Consider the following 16,031-nt stretch of genomic DNA (forward strand, 5'->3'; position numbering starts at 1 on the left):
CGAGCGTGCAACAAGATGGAAAAGATCGTGGTCCGGGGTGCTCGCACCCACAACCTCAAGAACATCAATCTGACCCTGCCCCGCGACAAGCTGATCGTGGTCACCGGCCTCTCCGGCTCGGGCAAATCCTCTCTGGCGTTCGATACCCTCTATGCCGAGGGGCAGCGCCGCTATGTGGAGTCACTCTCCGCCTATGCCCGCCAGTTCCTCTCCCTGATGGAGAAGCCGGACGTCGACCATATCGAGGGGCTCTCGCCCGCTATTTCCATCGAGCAGAAGTCCACTTCCCACAACCCGCGCTCGACTGTCGGTACCATTACCGAGATCTACGACTACCTGCGTCTGCTGTTCGCCCGGGTCGGTGAGCCGCGCTGCCCGACCCACGCCATTCCGCTCGCCGCCCAGACCATCAGCCAGATGGTGGATCAGGTGCTGGCTCAGCCGGAGGGGAGCAAGCTGATGCTGCTGGCCCCGGTGGTGCGCGATCGCAAGGGGGAGCACACCAAGCTGCTGGAGAATCTGGCGGCCCAGGGTTACATCCGTGCCCGCATCGACGGCGAGGTGTGCGATCTCTCCGACCCGCCCGCACTGGAGCTGCACAAGAAGCACACCATCGAGGTGGTGGTGGACCGCTTCAAGGTGCGCGATGACCTGGCGCTGCGTCTGGCCGAGTCGTTCGAGACGGCGCTGACCCTCTCCGGCGGCATCGTACTGGTGGTACCGATGGACGGCGAGGAGGGGGTTGCCCCCATGACCTTCTCCGCCAACTTCGCCTGCCCGGAGTGCGGCTACTCCATGTCGGAGCTGGAGCCGCGCATCTTCTCCTTCAACAATCCGGCCGGTGCCTGTCCGACTTGTGACGGCCTCGGGGTGCAGCAATATTTCGACCCGGCCAAGGTGATCGGCGATCCGGCCATCAGCCTGGCCAATGGCGCCATCCGCGGCTGGGACAAGCGCAGCTTCTACTACTTCCAGATGCTGAAATCCCTCTCCGAGCACTACAAATTCGATCTGGAGACGCCGTGGGAGGATCTGCCACTGAAGACCCAGGAGGTGATTCTGCGCGGCTCCGGTCGCACCGAGATCGAGTTCCGTTACATGAACGATCGCGGTGACGTGGTGGTGCGCAAGCACCCGTTCGAGGGGATCCTGCACAACATGGAGCGGCGCTACCGGGAAACCGAGTCCAACTCGGTGCGTGAAGAGCTCTCCAAGTACATCGCCAACAAATCCTGTACCAGCTGCGGTGGCAGCCGACTGCGGGAGGAGGCGCGCCACGTTTTCGTCGACAACCGCAACCTGCCGGCCATCGCCGAGCAGTCCATCGGCGATGCACTGGCCTTCTTCGGGGGGCTGAACCTGACCGGCCAGCGCGCCCAGATTGCCGAAAAGATCCTGAAAGAGATCGTCGAGCGGCTTGGCTTCCTGGTAAACGTCGGTCTCAACTACCTGAGCCTGTCGCGCAGTGCCGAGACCCTCTCCGGCGGCGAAGCGCAGCGGATCCGGCTGGCCAGCCAGATCGGTGCCGGTCTGGTGGGGGTGATGTATGTGCTGGACGAGCCCTCTATCGGCCTGCACCAGCGCGACAACGAGCGGCTGCTCAAGACCCTCACTCACCTGCGCGATCTCGGCAATACCGTGATCGTGGTGGAGCACGACGAGGATGCCATTCGCCTCGCCGACCATGTGCTCGATATCGGCCCGGGGGCCGGGGTGCACGGCGGTGCCATCGTCGCCCAGGGCACGCCGGAAGAGATCATCAATAATCCGGAGTCACTGACCGGTGACTACCTCTCCGGTCGCAAGCAGATCGCCATTCCCGCCGAGCGTACTCCGCTCACCGGCAAGTGGTTGAAACTCAAGGGGGCGAGCGGCAACAACCTGCGCAACGTCAACCTGGATCTGCCGATCGGGGTGATGACCTGTGTCACCGGCGTCTCCGGCTCCGGCAAGTCGACCCTGATCAACGACACTCTGTTCCGCATCGCCCACCGCGAGCTCAACAAGGCGACCGAATCCACGCCGGCGCCCTATCGCAGCGTGGAAGGGCTGGAGCATCTGGACAAGGTGGTGGATATCGACCAGAGCCCTATCGGCCGTACCCCGCGCTCCAACCCGGCCACCTACACCGGCCTGTTCACCCCGATCCGTGAGTTGCTCTCCGGCACCCAGGAGGCGCGTTCGCGCGGCTATCAGCCGGGCCGCTTCTCCTTCAACGTGAAGGGAGGGCGCTGCGAGGCGTGCCAAGGGGATGGGGTCATCAAGGTGGAGATGCACTTCCTGCCGGATGTCTACGTGCCGTGCGACGTCTGCAAGGGCAAGCGCTATAACCGCGAGACCCTGGAGGTGAAGTACAAGGGCAAGAACATCCACGAAATCCTCGAGATGACGGTGGAAGATGCCCGCGAGTTCTTCGATCCGGTGCCGGCGGTGGCGCGCAAGCTGCAGACCCTGATGGATGTGGGCCTCTCCTATATCCGCCTCGGCCAGTCGGCCACCACCTTGTCTGGCGGTGAGGCGCAGCGGGTCAAGCTGGCGCGGGAGCTCTCCAAGCGGGATACCGGTCAGACCCTCTATATCCTGGATGAGCCGACTACCGGGCTGCACTTCCACGACATCCAGCAGCTGCTCAAGGTGCTGCACCAGTTGCGGGATCGTGGCAACACCATCGTCATCATCGAGCACAACCTGGACGTCATCAAAACCGCCGACTGGATCGTCGATCTGGGGCCGGAGGGGGGCGCCGGTGGTGGCCGCATCCTGGTGACGGGGACGCCGGAGCAGATGAGCCGTTGCGAGGACTCCCATACGGCCCGCTTCCTGGCGCCGCTGCTGGCGCGATAATCCGTTCAATAATGTGACAAGGGGCCCTGGGCCCCTTGTTTTTATTGTGGTAATTCAGTGACCTCCAGACGGGCCGATACTCCATACTTGGGGCAAGACCCTTCCCGTTTCGCATTGCCATTCAAAGGATATTGGCGTCCATGGCTCAACCGTCCCGATCCATCGATCATTTGCTGGCCTACTCCATGTTCCCCGTCTGGGCCGGCGCCATCCTGATGCTGCTCATCGTGATCGCGCTGGCTCAGGTGCCGGCGGCGCAGCGGGTCGAGGAGCGGCGAATGCAGGATCATCTGCAACGGGTGGTCAGGGCCGTGCAGGGCGACATCAATGCCATCAATGCCTTCACCCGGGATTGGGGGATCTGGGACGAAAGCTACCACTTCCTGGCCAGGCCCAATCAAGGCTACATCCACTCCAATCTGCTGGTCGACACCCCGATGCGGGACTTTGAGCTCAACGTGCTGAGTTACATGGATTTGCAGGGCTCTGAAATCTGGACTCGCACCCTGCTGCCGGAGGCGCCTGATACGGACACCACCCTGCTTCCCTTCTTTCTGGATGACCTCAAGCTGCAACTGCTGCGTGAATCGCGGCAGGGGGGGATCCACAGTCTGAGCGGGGTGAGAGGATCGTTATGGGGGCCGCTCATCTTCTCGCTGCAGCCGGTGACCAATACCCTAGGCGATGCCAAACCCAATGGCTATCTGCTGGCGACCCGTTGGCTGGATGAACGCTATCTGGACGATCTGGCGGCGCGGACCGCACTCGCCTTGACCATTGCCCAACCCAGAACTGGCGAGCACCAGGGCTCTTTCAAGCCGTTCAAACCATACATGAGCTACCGGCTGGTGGATCTGGGGTTGCAGCGTGTCAGGGGGGAGGGGTTGCTGCTGGACAACGACGGCACCCCCGTCTTGACCCTGATTGTGGAAGAGGAGCGTGACGTGCTGCGGGGGGCGATGGAGGGGGCGATCTGGACCTTCATCGGCATGCTGCTGATAAGCTTCGCCTGCATTCTGATGGCGCTGGCCCGCTTGCGCGCCATCGTGCTCGGGCCGATCGGCGAGCTGGTGGGGGCGCTGCACAAGTTTGCCGAAAAGCAGGATGTGAGCGTGTTGCCGATCATCGACAGCAGTCAGGAGATGGCGCTGCTCAGTCGCAAGTTCCGGGAGATGGCGGCCAGGATCAGCTTGCACCACAGCGCCTTGCAGGCTTATTCATCCCGGATGGAGACGGCCGCCTATACGGATCCGCTGACCCACGCCTTCAACCGGCGCTACCTCGATGAATGGTTGCTCAATCGCGATGTGCTGGCGGCAGGCAGGGTGTTGCTGATCCTGGATCTGGATCACTTCAAGCAGGTCAACGATCGCTTCGGCCACGACATCGGCGATCTGCTGTTATGCCAGCTGGCGGAGTTGCTGCGGGGGGCCCTCGCTGAGGAGGAGCCGCTGATCCGGCTGGGTGGCGAGGAGTTTTTGCTGCTGCTGACCGGCGATGAGCCGACACGGGTTGCCCAGCGGGTCGAGCGTCTGCGCCGCAAGATTGCCGACTGCCGCTTCGGGCGCGAAGAGTTGCCGCTCTGGATGACGGCTTCACTGGGATTCTGCGATTACCCCCTGCATCGGGAGCTGGAGGATTCGTTCTGGAACCTGAGCTTCAAACTGGCAGACATGGCGCTGTACCGGGCCAAGCAGGAGGGCAGGAATCGCTGGCGCGGATATAGCGGGGAGCTGGGGCCGGCGCAGTGGGATTTGAACCCGGAGCAGATTGTGGCGGGGGAGTGGTTGCGGTGTCAGGCGTCTCACACCAGCCAGTCGGCCTAGTGGGTCAGAATTAATAGCGCCATGCCGAGAACGAATCCCAATAAAATAAACAGGAAGGAGCCAATACCCCAGATGGCCGCCAGTATGGCTACTATTTTGTCCCTTCTGGTTTGTGGTTTCATAAAGAATTTCTTACAGCCCGGCTACATGGCTCGCAAAAATACTCTGGTTGAGCGAGTGAAACAACCGTTTTTAGCCGTTTAAAGCCTCAATAAGGTGCATTTAAATTATCTTTTAATGTGGCTGGTTTGATTTTGAATTGACGTATCATTATGTTTTTATTGTTTATTTCGCCAATTATCGGCCATGTCTCGTGAGTCTTAAGCTGCTGTACACATCCATCTATTTCTTGGTAACGTTTGAGCTAAATCAATAACTCTGCATTCACATCCCTTTATAGTTTTCAGGCTTGCAACATATAAAACGAAAACTAAAAGGAAAACGTGATGAAAAAGATCCTTCCTCTGATGATCGCGGCCGCGCTCGCTTCTCCCGTCGCCATGGCCCACCAAGCCGGTGATATTCTGGTGCGTGGCGGCCTGGCCTTTGTTTCTCCGCAAACGAGCAGTGACAACGTGCTGGGTACCGGCGAGCTGGAAATCGACAGCAATATGCAGCTGGGTCTGACACTCTCTTATCTGATCACTGACAACTGGGGTGTCGAGCTGCTGGCAGCCACGCCCTTCTCCCACTCGGTATCCACCGCCGGTCTGGGTGAAGTGGCCAAGGTCAAGCACCTGCCGCCAACCCTGATGGCGCAGTACTACTTCGGTGATGCCAACAGCAAGGTACGCCCCTATATCGGTGCCGGTATCAACTACACCACCTTCTTCGATGAGCAGGGCCGCGGCGCGCTGGATGGCACCGACGTGAGCGTGGACTCCTCCTGGGGCATGGCCGGTCAGGTCGGCCTGGACATGGCGATCAATGATCGCTGGTTCGTCAACGCCTCCGCCTGGATCATGGATATCGATACCGACGTGCACACCGCCGTGGGTACCATCAACACCTCCATCGATCCCATGGCCTTCATGTTTGGTGTCGGCTATCGCTTCTGATAGGACACAGGGTTGGCCCCCCCACGGGCCGTTACAGCTAGCATGTCTCTTTGGCCCGGCACAGTCCGGGCCCTTTTACGCGCAAAGCGTCCCCCGTCAACTGTGATCCAACCCCATATAGATCAATAAAATACCCTCGGTCTCCCCTCTATAATTCGCCCCTTGTGCCGATAGTGTCTATGTTCACGTTACCTTTCCCCCACGAGTGAGGATGTCTCCATGGGTTTATCTATTGTGCAGCGGATCATCGCCGGATTTGTGTTGATGCTGCTGCTGTTGATCCTGCTGGGTGTGATCAGCACCCTGAAGATCAGGGGCATCAACGACGGCTTGTCACAGGTCTCCGACCGGGCAACCCCGTTGGTGATTGCGGTGGCCGGCCTGAAAGGCGCCCTGCAGGACAGCAACCGCTGGGTGCTGGTCTACCGGACCAACGAGGATGCAGGCCAGCTGCCGCAGCTGGCCAGCCAGTTCAAGGAGCAGCAGGCGCGTTTCAGTCAGCTGAGCCAGGAGATGGACAAGTTTAGCGGGGTGGCCGAGGCCGGCTCTCGTTTTCAGCAGGTCGATACCGCTACCAAGCAGTTCTACGGCCTGGCTGAACAGGTACTCTCCCAGCACAGCCAGTGGGTCAATGCCCAGGATCAGCGCCACAAGCTGGAGATTGCCTTTATCCGACTGGAAGACACCTACCAGTGGGCTGCCGATCTGCTGCTGCAGCAGACCGCCAGCAAACGCTCCATGCGCAACAAGGCTGAACTCATCACCTCGGGCATTGCACGCGATCTGAAGAACATTCGCCGGGCCGATGCCAAGACCGATCTCAACGAGCTGGAGAAGGTGCTGAGCAAGGACATCGAGATGGCCCGCAAGCGGCTCGATCGGGTGCTGGTGCCGGATGACGTGAAGCAGCGCTTCGTCTCCAACCTCGACCGGATGCAGGAGCTGGCACTCGGCCAGCAGGGGCTGCTGGCGACCATGCGCAATGCCCAGCAGCTGGCCGCCTCGCTGCAGACTCTCAATCAGCAACTCGATGCCAGCCTGATCAACAGCCTGGGCCTGCTCGACGAGATGGGACAGTCGGCCGGCTCGATTGCCAGCCAGAGCCGCACCACGGCGGATGATGCGGTCAGCAGCGCCAGCTTCTGGATCCTGGTGGTAGCCGCCATCTCGGCCGCCGCCGCCCTCATCATCGGCTATACCACTGCGCGCAGCATTCAGCGTCCGCTGCAGATGATCAACAAGGAGCTGGACTACATGGCGGCCGGGGACATGACTCGCCGCATCAACTATCGCAGCAGCTGCGAGTTCGGCGCACTCTCCCGCTCCATCGATACCCTGGCCGGCAAAACCGGCGAGCTGCTCTCCCAGATCAATGCCGGCTCCCGCCATCTGGTGGAGGAGGCGAGCCGCGCCGCCGAGATAAGCGAAAGGGCCGTGTCCCGGGTGCAGGATCAGAAGAGTCAGACCGATCAGGTGGCTGCCGCCATCACCGAGCTGGAGGTGAGTGCCACCGAGGTGGCCCGCTCCACCGATGGCACAAAACGGGAAGTGGATCTGGCCGATGATGAAGCCCGCAGCGGTCGCCAGAAGGTGGCGACCACCCGTCGCATCACGGAACAACTGGCCGGCGCCATGGAAGAGGCTGTTGGCATCACCTACAAGCTGGGTGAGTTCAGCAACAACATCGGCAGCATCCTCGATGTGATCCGCAGCATCGCCGAGCAGACCAACCTGCTGGCGCTGAACGCCGCCATCGAGGCGGCGCGGGCCGGCGATGCGGGCCGTGGCTTTGCCGTGGTGGCTGACGAGGTGCGGGCACTGGCCAACCGGACCCAGACCTCGACCGAAGAGATCCAGGCGATGATCGAGAATCTGCAGAGCTCGAGCAAGCTGGTGGTGGAGGTGATGGGACGCAGTCAGGAGCAGACCCACAATTGTGTCGAGCAGACCCGGGAGATGGATGCAGCCCTGCAATCCATCGCCGACCGGATGAGCGCCATCAAGGCTATGGCGGATCAGGTGGCACATGCCGCCCAGGAGCAGATCTCGGTCAGCCAGGGGGTGGCCCGCCATATCTCAGGCATCGCCGAGGTGGCCTACGAGACCGAACGGGAAGCGCGGGAGTCGGCTGGCAGCAGTGAAGTGCTGGCGGATCTGGTCGCCAAGCAGCAGCAATTGATCGCACATTTCAAGGTTTAGGAGGGCTTATGTCTAACAAGTGGATCGGGGCCCTGAGTCTCCTGTTGTGTGGTCAGCTGATGGCCAGCGAGCTGGTGATCGAGAGCTGGCGGATTGATGACAAGGCCTTGTGGGAGCAGAAGATCATTCCTGCCTTCGAGGCTTCCCACCCGGGCATCCAGGTGAAGTTCAACGGGGTGCAGAACGTCGACTACATGCCGACCCTGTGGGCCAGTCTGAAAGAGGGCAAGGCGGGGGATCTCATCACCTGCCGGCCGTTCGACGACTCTCTGGCCCTGTTCAAGGCGGGCCACCTGGCGGAGCTGACCGAGATGTCGGGGATGGAGAACTTCCCAAGTTTTGCCCAGTCACCCTGGCAGACCGACTCCGGCGCCCAGACCTTCTGCGTGCCCATGGCCTCGGTGATTCACGGCTTCTTCTACAACAAGAAGATTTTCAGTGAGCTGGGGCTGAGTGTGCCGCAAACCCGGGATGCCTTCTTCGCGGCGCTGGACAAGGTGAAAGCCGATGGCCGCTATGTGCCGCTCGCCATGAGCGGCTCGGAAAGCTGGGTATCCTCCGAGCTCGGCTTCCAGAACATAGGCCCCAACTACTGGAAGGGGGAGGATGGTCGACTGGCGTTGATCGGGGGGCAGGAGCGTTTTGACAACCCGCCCTACGTCAAGGTGTTCGAGGAGCTGGCGCGCTGGCGTCCCTACCTCGGCGAAGGTGGCGAGAGTCGCGACTATGCTGCGACCAACGAGCTGTTCACCTCGGGCAAGGCCGCCTTCTACGTGGCGGGTTCCTGGGAGATCGCTCCCTTCACCGGCAAGGTGGACTTTGGCGTGATGCGCCCGCCCGTGGCAAAACAGGGCGATGGCTGCTTCTTTACCGATCACACCGACATCGGGATGGGCATGAACCCGGCCAGCAAGAACAAGGAGGCGGCCATGGCCTTCCTGCAGTGGCTGACCACGCCCCAGTTCGCCGAGCTCTATACCAACTCGCTGCCCGGCTTCTTCTCCCTCTCCAACCACTTCTTCGAGGTCACCAACCCGGCGGCGAAGGAGATGATGGAGTGGCGGGATCAGTGCGACTCCACCATCCGGGTGGCCACCCAGATCCTCTCCCGTGGTACGCCCAAGCTGGGTGACGAGCTGGCCGAAGTGAGTCAGGCCGTGCTGCTCGGCAAGATGGAGCCCAAGGCGGCAGCCGATCGGCTGGAGCAGGGCCTGAAGGGCTGGTATCCGCCCCATCAGGGCAACAAGGTGAAAGGGGGCGATTGCCAGTGTGATGTCCCGGCCGCCGCTGCGACCACCGAGCCTTCTGCCGCTGTATCCACTGCGACGCCGGCGATGACAGAGACACCAGCCACCCCGGCGCCGTCAGCAACGCCTGCCGCAGCGGCATCTGCGGCGGCCGCGCCGTTGCCGGCTCCGTCGGCCGAGGTGGAGCAGGCGCTCTCCAACGAGCTGGAAACACCGCAGCAATAGCTGGCAGCAGATAAACAACGGGAGGCATCAGCCTCCCGTTTTCTTTGCTGTCAGTCAGCGACGTCACTGCACCGGGTGGGGCCAGCGACAGAGGCTGCCGATACGGGCCACCGGGGCGAACCCGAGCGAGCGATAGACGCGCTGGGCGTGATAGTGCTCGTCGGCCACTATGATGAGCCGGTCGACCCGCGTCAGCCCGTGCCTGGCAACCTGGCTCAGCAGCTGACGGCACAATCCCTGATTGCGCCATGCCTGCCTTGTGCGCACCAGCTGGAAGCGGCCCAGAGTATCGGTGAAGAAGAGGCCGCAACTGGCGACCAGCTGTTCCTGTTGCCAGATCCCCCACCACTGACCCAGTCCGTCCCCGATCATCGCCTCATACAACTGGCGGCGTGACTGCAGATAGGGCAGGTAGCTCTGCTCCGAGTGGCCGGGATCCCGCTCCTCCAGTTCAAAGGCCAGCCACTCGTCCCAGTCGGCCGAGGTAAAGGGGCGCGCGGCCACCGTCGCGGCTGGCGGTTGCCAGTTTGTAGCCTCCAGTGCCAGCACCACGCACTCCATGTACTGGTATCCCGCCGCCACGAAGCCGGCGACCCGGCTGTTCTGGCCGGCCGCGAGAGGCCACTGGAAGGTGCGGTGTCTGACTCGGGGATCCTGCCCGATCAGCTTGTCGAAACTGGCCTCGAGCCAGCCTTTGTCGTGATCGCTGGGGGGAAAGGGGAGCAGCAGGTAGTTGCCGAAGTAGTAATCGGGAGCATCGGGAGTGCGCACGGCCCAGAACTGCTCATGGTCGACCACGTTGCCTTGATAGCGATCGAACAGCAAGTCGGTGGCAAAGCCGGGGTGGGTGTCCATGATGATGCTCCTGCGAATGGTTCAATTGGTTATCGGCAGGAAGAGGAAGAGGTTGAAAAGGGGCCGGAGAAACCTCCGGCCAAACAATCACACGCAGATTCAGAACGTCCAGGACGATCTGCGTTCATCATAACGCGACTCGCCGGATTTTGGGATGGGGTGCCAATCGTTACTTTGGCTTTATTGCCAAATAAAAATCGGCGGCCTTCCTCTCGCTGTAAAACAGTGTTGACTTTGTGCCATTTTCTCATAAAGATAGAAAGACGTTTAGACGTCCAAACATCCGTTTTGACGTAGAGAGATGGATTGCAGGGCAGGGAGAGAGCAGATGGGATTTCACAGCGCACGTCAGGTTGAGGCACTCAACCAGAGTCTGGCAGATTTGAGTGGCGACATATCGGTCAGTTTCGAGTTTTTTCCGCCCAACAGCGAAGGGATGGAAAATACCCTGTGGCAATCCATCGAGCGCCTGAAAGTGCTGGAGCCCAAGTTTGTGTCGGTGACGTATGGCGCCAACTCGGGCACCCGAGATCGCACGCACAAGGTGATCAAGGACATCAAGGAGCGGACCGGTCTGATCGCCGCACCGCACCTGACCTGTATCGACGCCAGCCGCGACGAGCTGCGCACCATTGCCCGTGACTACTGGAACAGCGGTATCCGCCATATCGTGGCGCTGCGCGGCGACCTGCCCCAGGGGCTGGAGAAGCCAGAGATGTATGCGACCGATCTGGTGGCCCTGCTCAAGGCCGAAGCGGACTTCGATATTTCGGTGGCCGCCTACCCGGAAGGGCACCCGGAAGCGCGCAGCGCACAGTCGGATCTGCTCAACCTCAAACGCAAGATCGATGCCGGTGCCAACCGCGCCATCACCCAGTTCTTCTTTGACGTCGAGACCTACCTGCGCTTTCGGGATCGCTGCGCTGCCATCGGCATCGATGCCGAAATCGTGCCGGGGATCCTGCCGGTTTCCAACTACCAGACCCTGGCCAAGTTTGCCGGCTTCACCAACGTGAAGATCCCGCGCTGGATGCATCAGCGTTTCGAGGGGCTGGATGACGATCAGATGACCCGCAACATGGTGGGTGCCAGCATCGCCATCGATCAGGTGCGGGTGCTGAGTCAGGAAGGGGTGAAGGATTTCCACTTCTATACCCTGAACCGCTCCGAGCTGACCTACGCCATCTGCCACACCCTGGGGGTGAGGCCGAAAGGCCAGCCGTAACGGATCGCGGGCACAAAAAAAAGCCAATGAGTCGCTCATTGGCTTTTTTGTCATGGCGACCAATCAGGGCCTGGTGGGGGCGATCTCTTTGGGTTCGAGATCGATCACCGCATTGCCGGCTGCGCCGGGGTACTGGTGATAGCTCTGGTCCTGCTCCAGGGTGTAGAAGGTATCCAGATAGTCATCGTTGTTGGTCATCCAGGAGTCGGGCAGCGCCTTGACGATGCGACCGCCGAGATCGAGGAAGGGCAGTGCCTCGGGCACGCCGCCAGCCGTGAAGGCCAGCTTGAGGGCATCGATGAACAGGCCGCTCAGCTCCTTGTAGTTGACGTTGTCGTCCTGCTCCATCATGACGATGTCGACGGCACCCCAGCGATAGCGATCCCAGTAGACCAGGATCTGGTTGGGGGTGTAGTCGGTGTTGTCATAGTCGAGATAGGGCATGTCGACAATGTCGACCACGGGCTCATCCCGGCTGGGATTGACCCCTGCGACCACCGCATACACCTCGGCCGCACCCAGCAGCCAGGGCTCCTGATCATCCTTCAACCGAATTTTCTTCAGGATGCTGGTTTTGAGCGGGGCCGTGCTGGCCGCCGCACGGGGAGCCACCTGCATATCGGCGGCAGCCAGCGCCTTGCGGATCACCTTGAGGCCGGCGTTCTTGGCCTTGACGGGATCAGCTTCCACGACCAGGACCGGACGGGCCGGTGCCTTGTCCACATCCAGATAGACGGGGTTGCCGGCGCTGTCGAAGGCTTCGATGGCGCTCCAGCTCTTCTCATCGCCGCTCGGTACATAGGCGACCAGCGGCTCGACACCCTGCTGCAGCGCGGCGGCCTGTTCCGGGTTGGCCAGTCGCAGCTGCATCAGCTCCTTGACCTCGCCATCCAGCCCTTGCCGGCTGATGGCTGCCTGGTTGGCATCCCGGGCCTGGCGTTTCAGGCGCGGGCTGGCCTTTTGCAACAGGTTGGGCAGCGGGCTCTGGTACTCCTGATTGCTCAGCAGCGGCAGCAGGTTCTTCTGCTGCAGCGCGAGCTGGCGGGCCAGCTCCCGATCGGTGTCGGCAGCGTGGGCGGTGGTGGCGCCCAGCAGTGCCAGTAACAAAATGACAGCCTGATTCCTCATTATTATTCTCCAGTTTATGAGTCTGACATGAGGCACGCATCGGGGAAGAAGAAGTGCCTCGACACCACTTAATGGCAATTAGTTTCAGCTGTGAACCAATTTTTCTGAATTATGTGCGGTGTCTCACGGGGGGCTCCCCAGATGGTCAGGTCAGTTTCTCCGCTGGTTGACTTGATAGAGGATGATGCCGACGAGCAGTCCCCAGCAGGCGGCGCCGATGCCGAGCAGGCTGATGCCGGAGGCGGTGATGATGAAGGTCAGCAGGGCGGCCTCACGGGCCTCGTCGTGCTGCAATGCGGTGTGCAGGCTGCTGCCGATGGTGCCGAGCAGCGCCAGCCCGGCGACACAGGTCACCAATGTCGCCGGGAAGGCCGTGAACAGCGCCGCCACCGTGGCCCCGAAACAGCCGGTCAGCAGGTAGAAGCCGCCGGCCCACACCGCCGCGGGCCAGCGCCGGTTGGCGTCCGGATCCACTTCTTTCCCCATGCAGATGGCCGCCGTGATGGCCGCCAGGTTGAAGGCATAGCCGCCGAAGGGCGCCAGCGGCAGACCGGTCAGGCCGGTCCAGGTGATGAGGGATGAGGTGGCGGGCTGATAGCCGTGGGCCCGCAAAATGGCAATGCCCGGCATGTTCTGGGAGGTCATGGTGACGATGAACAGTGGCAGAGCGATACCGAACAGGGCACCAAGGGAAAACTCTGGCCAGGTCATGACCGGGCCGGCCAGTTGCCAGTGGATGGTGTCAAGCTGCAGCTGGCCTCTCAGCAGGCAGATGAGAATGCCGGTCGCCAGTACCAGCACCATGGTATAGCGTGGCCAGAGATGACGGCCGAGCAAGAACGCCAGCAGCAGGCTGCCGAGCAGCAAGGGATCTGCCGGGGCGACCTTGAACAGATCCAGCCCGAACTTGAGCAATACCCCGGCCAGCATGGCCGCCGCGAGCTGGGCCGGGATATGGCGCATCAGCCGATCGAACCAGCCGCTGATACCGCACAGGGTGATCAGCAGAGAAGAGATAACGAAGGCGCCGATGGCTTCGGCCAGGGTGAAGTGACCCAGGCTGGTGATGAGCAGGGCGGCACCTGGGGTCGACCAGGCGGTCAAGACAGGGATGCGATAATAGAGGGAGAGGCCGATGCAACTGATACCCATGCCAATGCCCAGCGTCCATAGCCAGGATGCGAGCTGGGCAGCATCGGCCCCCGCTGCCGTGGCTGCCTGAATGATCAGGATGACCGAGCTGGTATAGCCGACCATCACGGCGATGAAGCCGGCGACCAGATGAGGAAGGGCAAAGGGCATGGTGACGTCCTTGTGGGGTTGTGACGGTTTGTGCGTTATTGCGTACAATATTGCTTCAGACTATATCGCTGTGCGCTATAGCGCACAAGGCGATTCAAGCACGCACAACAAAGAGGCAGTCATGCAAGAGATGAATCAGCATCTGGCCCAACGTCTGAAGGGCTTGCGCAGCGAACTGGGCTGGAGCCTGGATGTAGCGGCGCGGGAGACGGGAGTGAGCAAGGCCATGCTGGGCCAGATTGAACGGGGGGAGTCGAGCCCGACGGTGGCCACCCTGTGGAAGATTGCCACCGGCTTTCGGGTCTCTTTCTCCAGCTTCATCGAGCCGACCCCGGCAGAGCAGGGGGAAGTGCTCTATCGCACCGCAGATGTGATTCGCCAGCAGCCGGCGGGAGAGGGCATGCAGGTCGCCCCTCTCTTCCCTTATGAGGGGCGCTTTGGATTCGAACTGTTTGAGCTGACTCTGTTGCCCGGCTATCAGCGAGAATCAGAACCCCATGAACCCGGGGTGACCGAGCATGTCATCGTCATCAGCGGCCTGATGGAAGTGCTGGTGGAAGGGGAGTGGCGCTCATTGACGCAGGGGGAGGCGGTACGTTTCCCGGCCGACCGCCCCCATGGCTATCGCAATCTGGGTGTGGCCCCTGCCATCTTCCACAATCTGATCCACTATCCGGCCCGCAGAGCTTGACCCCCGGGTCAGCCTGGACGCCCATCAGCCCGGGGGCCGGTCAATATGGGAGCATAGACCCAGACAAACAGGCCATATGCCAGGCTCCAGGCCAGGCCGCTCAGGTTCCAGCCGTGCAGGGTATAGGCCGGCCAAAGCAGCGGGATCAGAACCCGGATCAGGGCTGCCATGATCACCAGCGCGAACGCGCACTGGATCCTGCGCCCCACCTGCAAGGCCCGGCCGCTATGACCAAGAGAGACCCGGGCTATCATCCCCAGGATCATGGTCCCCATGCAGCCGGCACTGAGCAGGTGGCTGGCCAGCGACAGGCTGATGGGCAGGCCGGCAGCCAGAGCACCAAGGGCGAGCAGACCGAGAGGAATAAACAGGTAGGCGAGGTGCAGTGACCACAAGAGGGGTTGGCCAAGAGTGGAAGGCAGCCGCCAACGCAATTGGCGCCACAAGTGCAAAACGGCCGCCACTATATATAGAGGAAGCAGGTAGAGGCTGGTGATCCATGGGGTGGGCAGCAGCAGCCAGCTCACCAGGGTGAGCCACAGCGTGGCAAGGGCTGCGCGCTCCAGCCAGAGAATTGGGACGGCTTTTTCCATCCCTGTGGCTCTGGCGGTAAAGAAGGGGATGACTCTTCCACCCATCACGGCGATCAGGGTTGTAAACAAGAGCACAGTGGTAATGAGCAGATGTTCCATATCTGCCCACTGTGCCTGCCACAGCCAGCTGGTGGCGTTGAGCAGGGTCAGCACGACCAGCAAAGGCACAAAGAAGAGGTTGCGCCATTGTTTAGTTAGCACTATGGGTTTGGCCAGATACCAGGCGCAAAGAGGCAGCCAGAGCAGATCTGCCGCCATCAAGAAGGTATTGTGCTCGCCCAACCAGGGCAGCAAGGCCCTCGGCAATGCCCACAGCACGACGAGCAGCACCAGGGGCCAGCTTCTAACCCCGGGGTGAGCGGTCCAGTTTTGCACTGCCGTCAGCAGGAAGCCCGCGACGATCGCTGCTCCGAAACCAAACAGCATCTCATGGGCATGCCACCAGATGGGGTTGCCAATCCCCGGCAGAACGAACCAGCCATTGAGCTGCCCGAGCCAGCCCAGCATCGCCAATGCCGAGAACAAGGCGCCAAGCAGGAAGAAAGGCCGAAACCCGAGGCGGAACAGAGGAACGATTTTCTCCTCTTTGCGGCTATCCAGGATCTGGTACATGAATGAAACCTAAATTGAACATTTGAAAAGCCAATTATAAAGTGGCTTTTCAAATGTTCAATTTAAATCCAATGAAAGCCCGAAATGGTGGTGATGCGAGCGAAATAGAACCGCTTTGCTGCATATCTGAGCGAACGAGTTTTTTTGGTGAAAAAGCCCTTGTCATCGCGACGCGGCTCCCTATAATGCGCCCCTACCAGCACGGCGGAACACGCCAACCTGATGA

The 16,031-nt window shown here is 61.1% G+C and carries 11 protein-coding genes; 7 read left to right on the plus strand and 4 right to left on the minus strand.

The genetic code is table 11. From position 1 onward, the window contains the following. Positions 1-15 precede the first annotated feature (15 nt). The 5 genes from uvrA (at position 16) to QLG02_RS11520 (ending at position 9,399) form a co-directional block, all read left to right on the plus strand. Positions 16-2,844 (plus strand): excinuclease ABC subunit UvrA, encoded by a 2,829-nt coding sequence (uvrA, locus tag QLG02_RS11500; protein ID WP_282465214.1) that lies wholly within the window; start codon positions 16-18, stop codon positions 2,842-2,844. Positions 2,845-2,984: 140 nt separating this feature from the next. Then, entirely contained in the window at positions 2,985-4,670 is a 1,686-nt protein-coding gene (locus QLG02_RS11505) for a diguanylate cyclase (protein WP_282465215.1), read from the plus strand. Between the two features lie 446 nt (positions 4,671-5,116). Further along, on the plus strand, positions 5,117-5,728 hold the full coding sequence (locus QLG02_RS11510) for an OmpW family outer membrane protein (protein ID WP_011707635.1): 612 nt from the start codon (positions 5,117-5,119) through the stop codon (positions 5,726-5,728). A gap of 219 nt (positions 5,729-5,947) precedes the next feature. Beyond that, positions 5,948-7,927, plus strand: coding sequence for a methyl-accepting chemotaxis protein (locus tag QLG02_RS11515; RefSeq protein WP_242797264.1), 1,980 nt, complete (start codon positions 5,948-5,950; stop codon positions 7,925-7,927). A gap of 8 nt (positions 7,928-7,935) precedes the next feature. Then, positions 7,936-9,399, plus strand: coding sequence for an ABC transporter substrate-binding protein (locus QLG02_RS11520; RefSeq protein ID WP_282465216.1), 1,464 nt, complete (start codon positions 7,936-7,938; stop codon positions 9,397-9,399). 63 nt (positions 9,400-9,462) lie between these two features. On the opposite strand, the gene QLG02_RS11525 is transcribed toward QLG02_RS11520, so the two are convergent. After that, complete coding sequence (locus QLG02_RS11525) at positions 9,463-10,254, minus strand: GNAT family N-acetyltransferase (RefSeq protein WP_282465217.1); 792 nt, start codon at positions 10,252-10,254, stop codon at positions 9,463-9,465. 328 nt (positions 10,255-10,582) lie between these two features. Between QLG02_RS11525 and metF the strand changes: the two genes are divergently transcribed. Next, positions 10,583-11,479 carry a methylenetetrahydrofolate reductase gene (gene metF, locus QLG02_RS11530; protein WP_005306036.1) on the plus strand — a complete coding sequence of 299 codons (897 nt, stop codon included), beginning with the start codon at positions 10,583-10,585 and terminating at the stop codon, positions 11,477-11,479. A gap of 63 nt (positions 11,480-11,542) precedes the next feature. Here the strand turns inward: metF and QLG02_RS11535 are convergent, their stop codons facing one another. Beyond that, positions 11,543-12,607, minus strand: coding sequence for a DUF3103 family protein (locus QLG02_RS11535; RefSeq protein WP_011707631.1), 1,065 nt, complete (start codon positions 12,605-12,607; stop codon positions 11,543-11,545). Positions 12,608-12,757: 150 nt separating this feature from the next. Beyond that, positions 12,758-13,909 carry a benzoate/H(+) symporter BenE family transporter gene (locus tag QLG02_RS11540; protein WP_282465218.1) on the minus strand — a complete coding sequence of 384 codons (1,152 nt, stop codon included), beginning with the start codon at positions 13,907-13,909 and terminating at the stop codon, positions 12,758-12,760. Positions 13,910-14,030: 121 nt separating this feature from the next. Between QLG02_RS11540 and QLG02_RS11545 the strand changes: the two genes are divergently transcribed. Next, positions 14,031-14,600: an XRE family transcriptional regulator gene (locus QLG02_RS11545; protein ID WP_282465219.1), complete on the plus strand. Its 570-nt coding sequence runs from the start codon at positions 14,031-14,033 to the stop codon at positions 14,598-14,600. An 8-nt stretch (positions 14,601-14,608) separates the two neighbouring features. Here the strand turns inward: QLG02_RS11545 and QLG02_RS11550 are convergent, their stop codons facing one another. Further along, positions 14,609-15,805 (minus strand): NnrS family protein, encoded by a 1,197-nt coding sequence (locus QLG02_RS11550; protein WP_282465220.1) that lies wholly within the window; start codon positions 15,803-15,805, stop codon positions 14,609-14,611. Between the last annotated feature and the right edge of the window lie 226 nt (positions 15,806-16,031).

Origin of the sequence: Aeromonas sp. V90_14, from assembly GCF_029967615.1 — a bacterium.
Classification (GTDB): domain Bacteria; phylum Pseudomonadota; class Gammaproteobacteria; order Enterobacterales; family Aeromonadaceae; genus Aeromonas; species Aeromonas hydrophila.

What these genes read in the sequence shown, in the direction of transcription:
- uvrA (WP_282465214.1), top strand. Translation starts at nt 16, where the DNA reads ATGGAAAAGATCGTGGTCCGGGGTGCTCGCACCCACAACCTCAAGAAC.
- QLG02_RS11505 (WP_282465215.1), top strand. Translation starts at nt 2,985, where the DNA reads ATGGCTCAACCGTCCCGATCCATCGATCATTTGCTGGCCTACTCCATG.
- QLG02_RS11510 (WP_011707635.1), top strand. Translation starts at nt 5,117, where the DNA reads ATGAAAAAGATCCTTCCTCTGATGATCGCGGCCGCGCTCGCTTCTCCC.
- QLG02_RS11515 (WP_242797264.1), top strand. Translation starts at nt 5,948, where the DNA reads ATGGGTTTATCTATTGTGCAGCGGATCATCGCCGGATTTGTGTTGATG.
- QLG02_RS11520 (WP_282465216.1), top strand. Translation starts at nt 7,936, where the DNA reads ATGTCTAACAAGTGGATCGGGGCCCTGAGTCTCCTGTTGTGTGGTCAG.
- QLG02_RS11525 (WP_282465217.1), bottom strand. Translation starts at nt 10,254, where the DNA reads ATGGACACCCACCCCGGCTTTGCCACCGACTTGCTGTTCGATCGCTAT.
- metF (WP_005306036.1), top strand. Translation starts at nt 10,583, where the DNA reads ATGGGATTTCACAGCGCACGTCAGGTTGAGGCACTCAACCAGAGTCTG.
- QLG02_RS11535 (WP_011707631.1), bottom strand. Translation starts at nt 12,607, where the DNA reads ATGAGGAATCAGGCTGTCATTTTGTTACTGGCACTGCTGGGCGCCACC.
- QLG02_RS11540 (WP_282465218.1), bottom strand. Translation starts at nt 13,909, where the DNA reads ATGCCCTTTGCCCTTCCTCATCTGGTCGCCGGCTTCATCGCCGTGATG.
- QLG02_RS11545 (WP_282465219.1), top strand. Translation starts at nt 14,031, where the DNA reads ATGCAAGAGATGAATCAGCATCTGGCCCAACGTCTGAAGGGCTTGCGC.
- QLG02_RS11550 (WP_282465220.1), bottom strand. Translation starts at nt 15,805, where the DNA reads ATGTACCAGATCCTGGATAGCCGCAAAGAGGAGAAAATCGTTCCTCTG.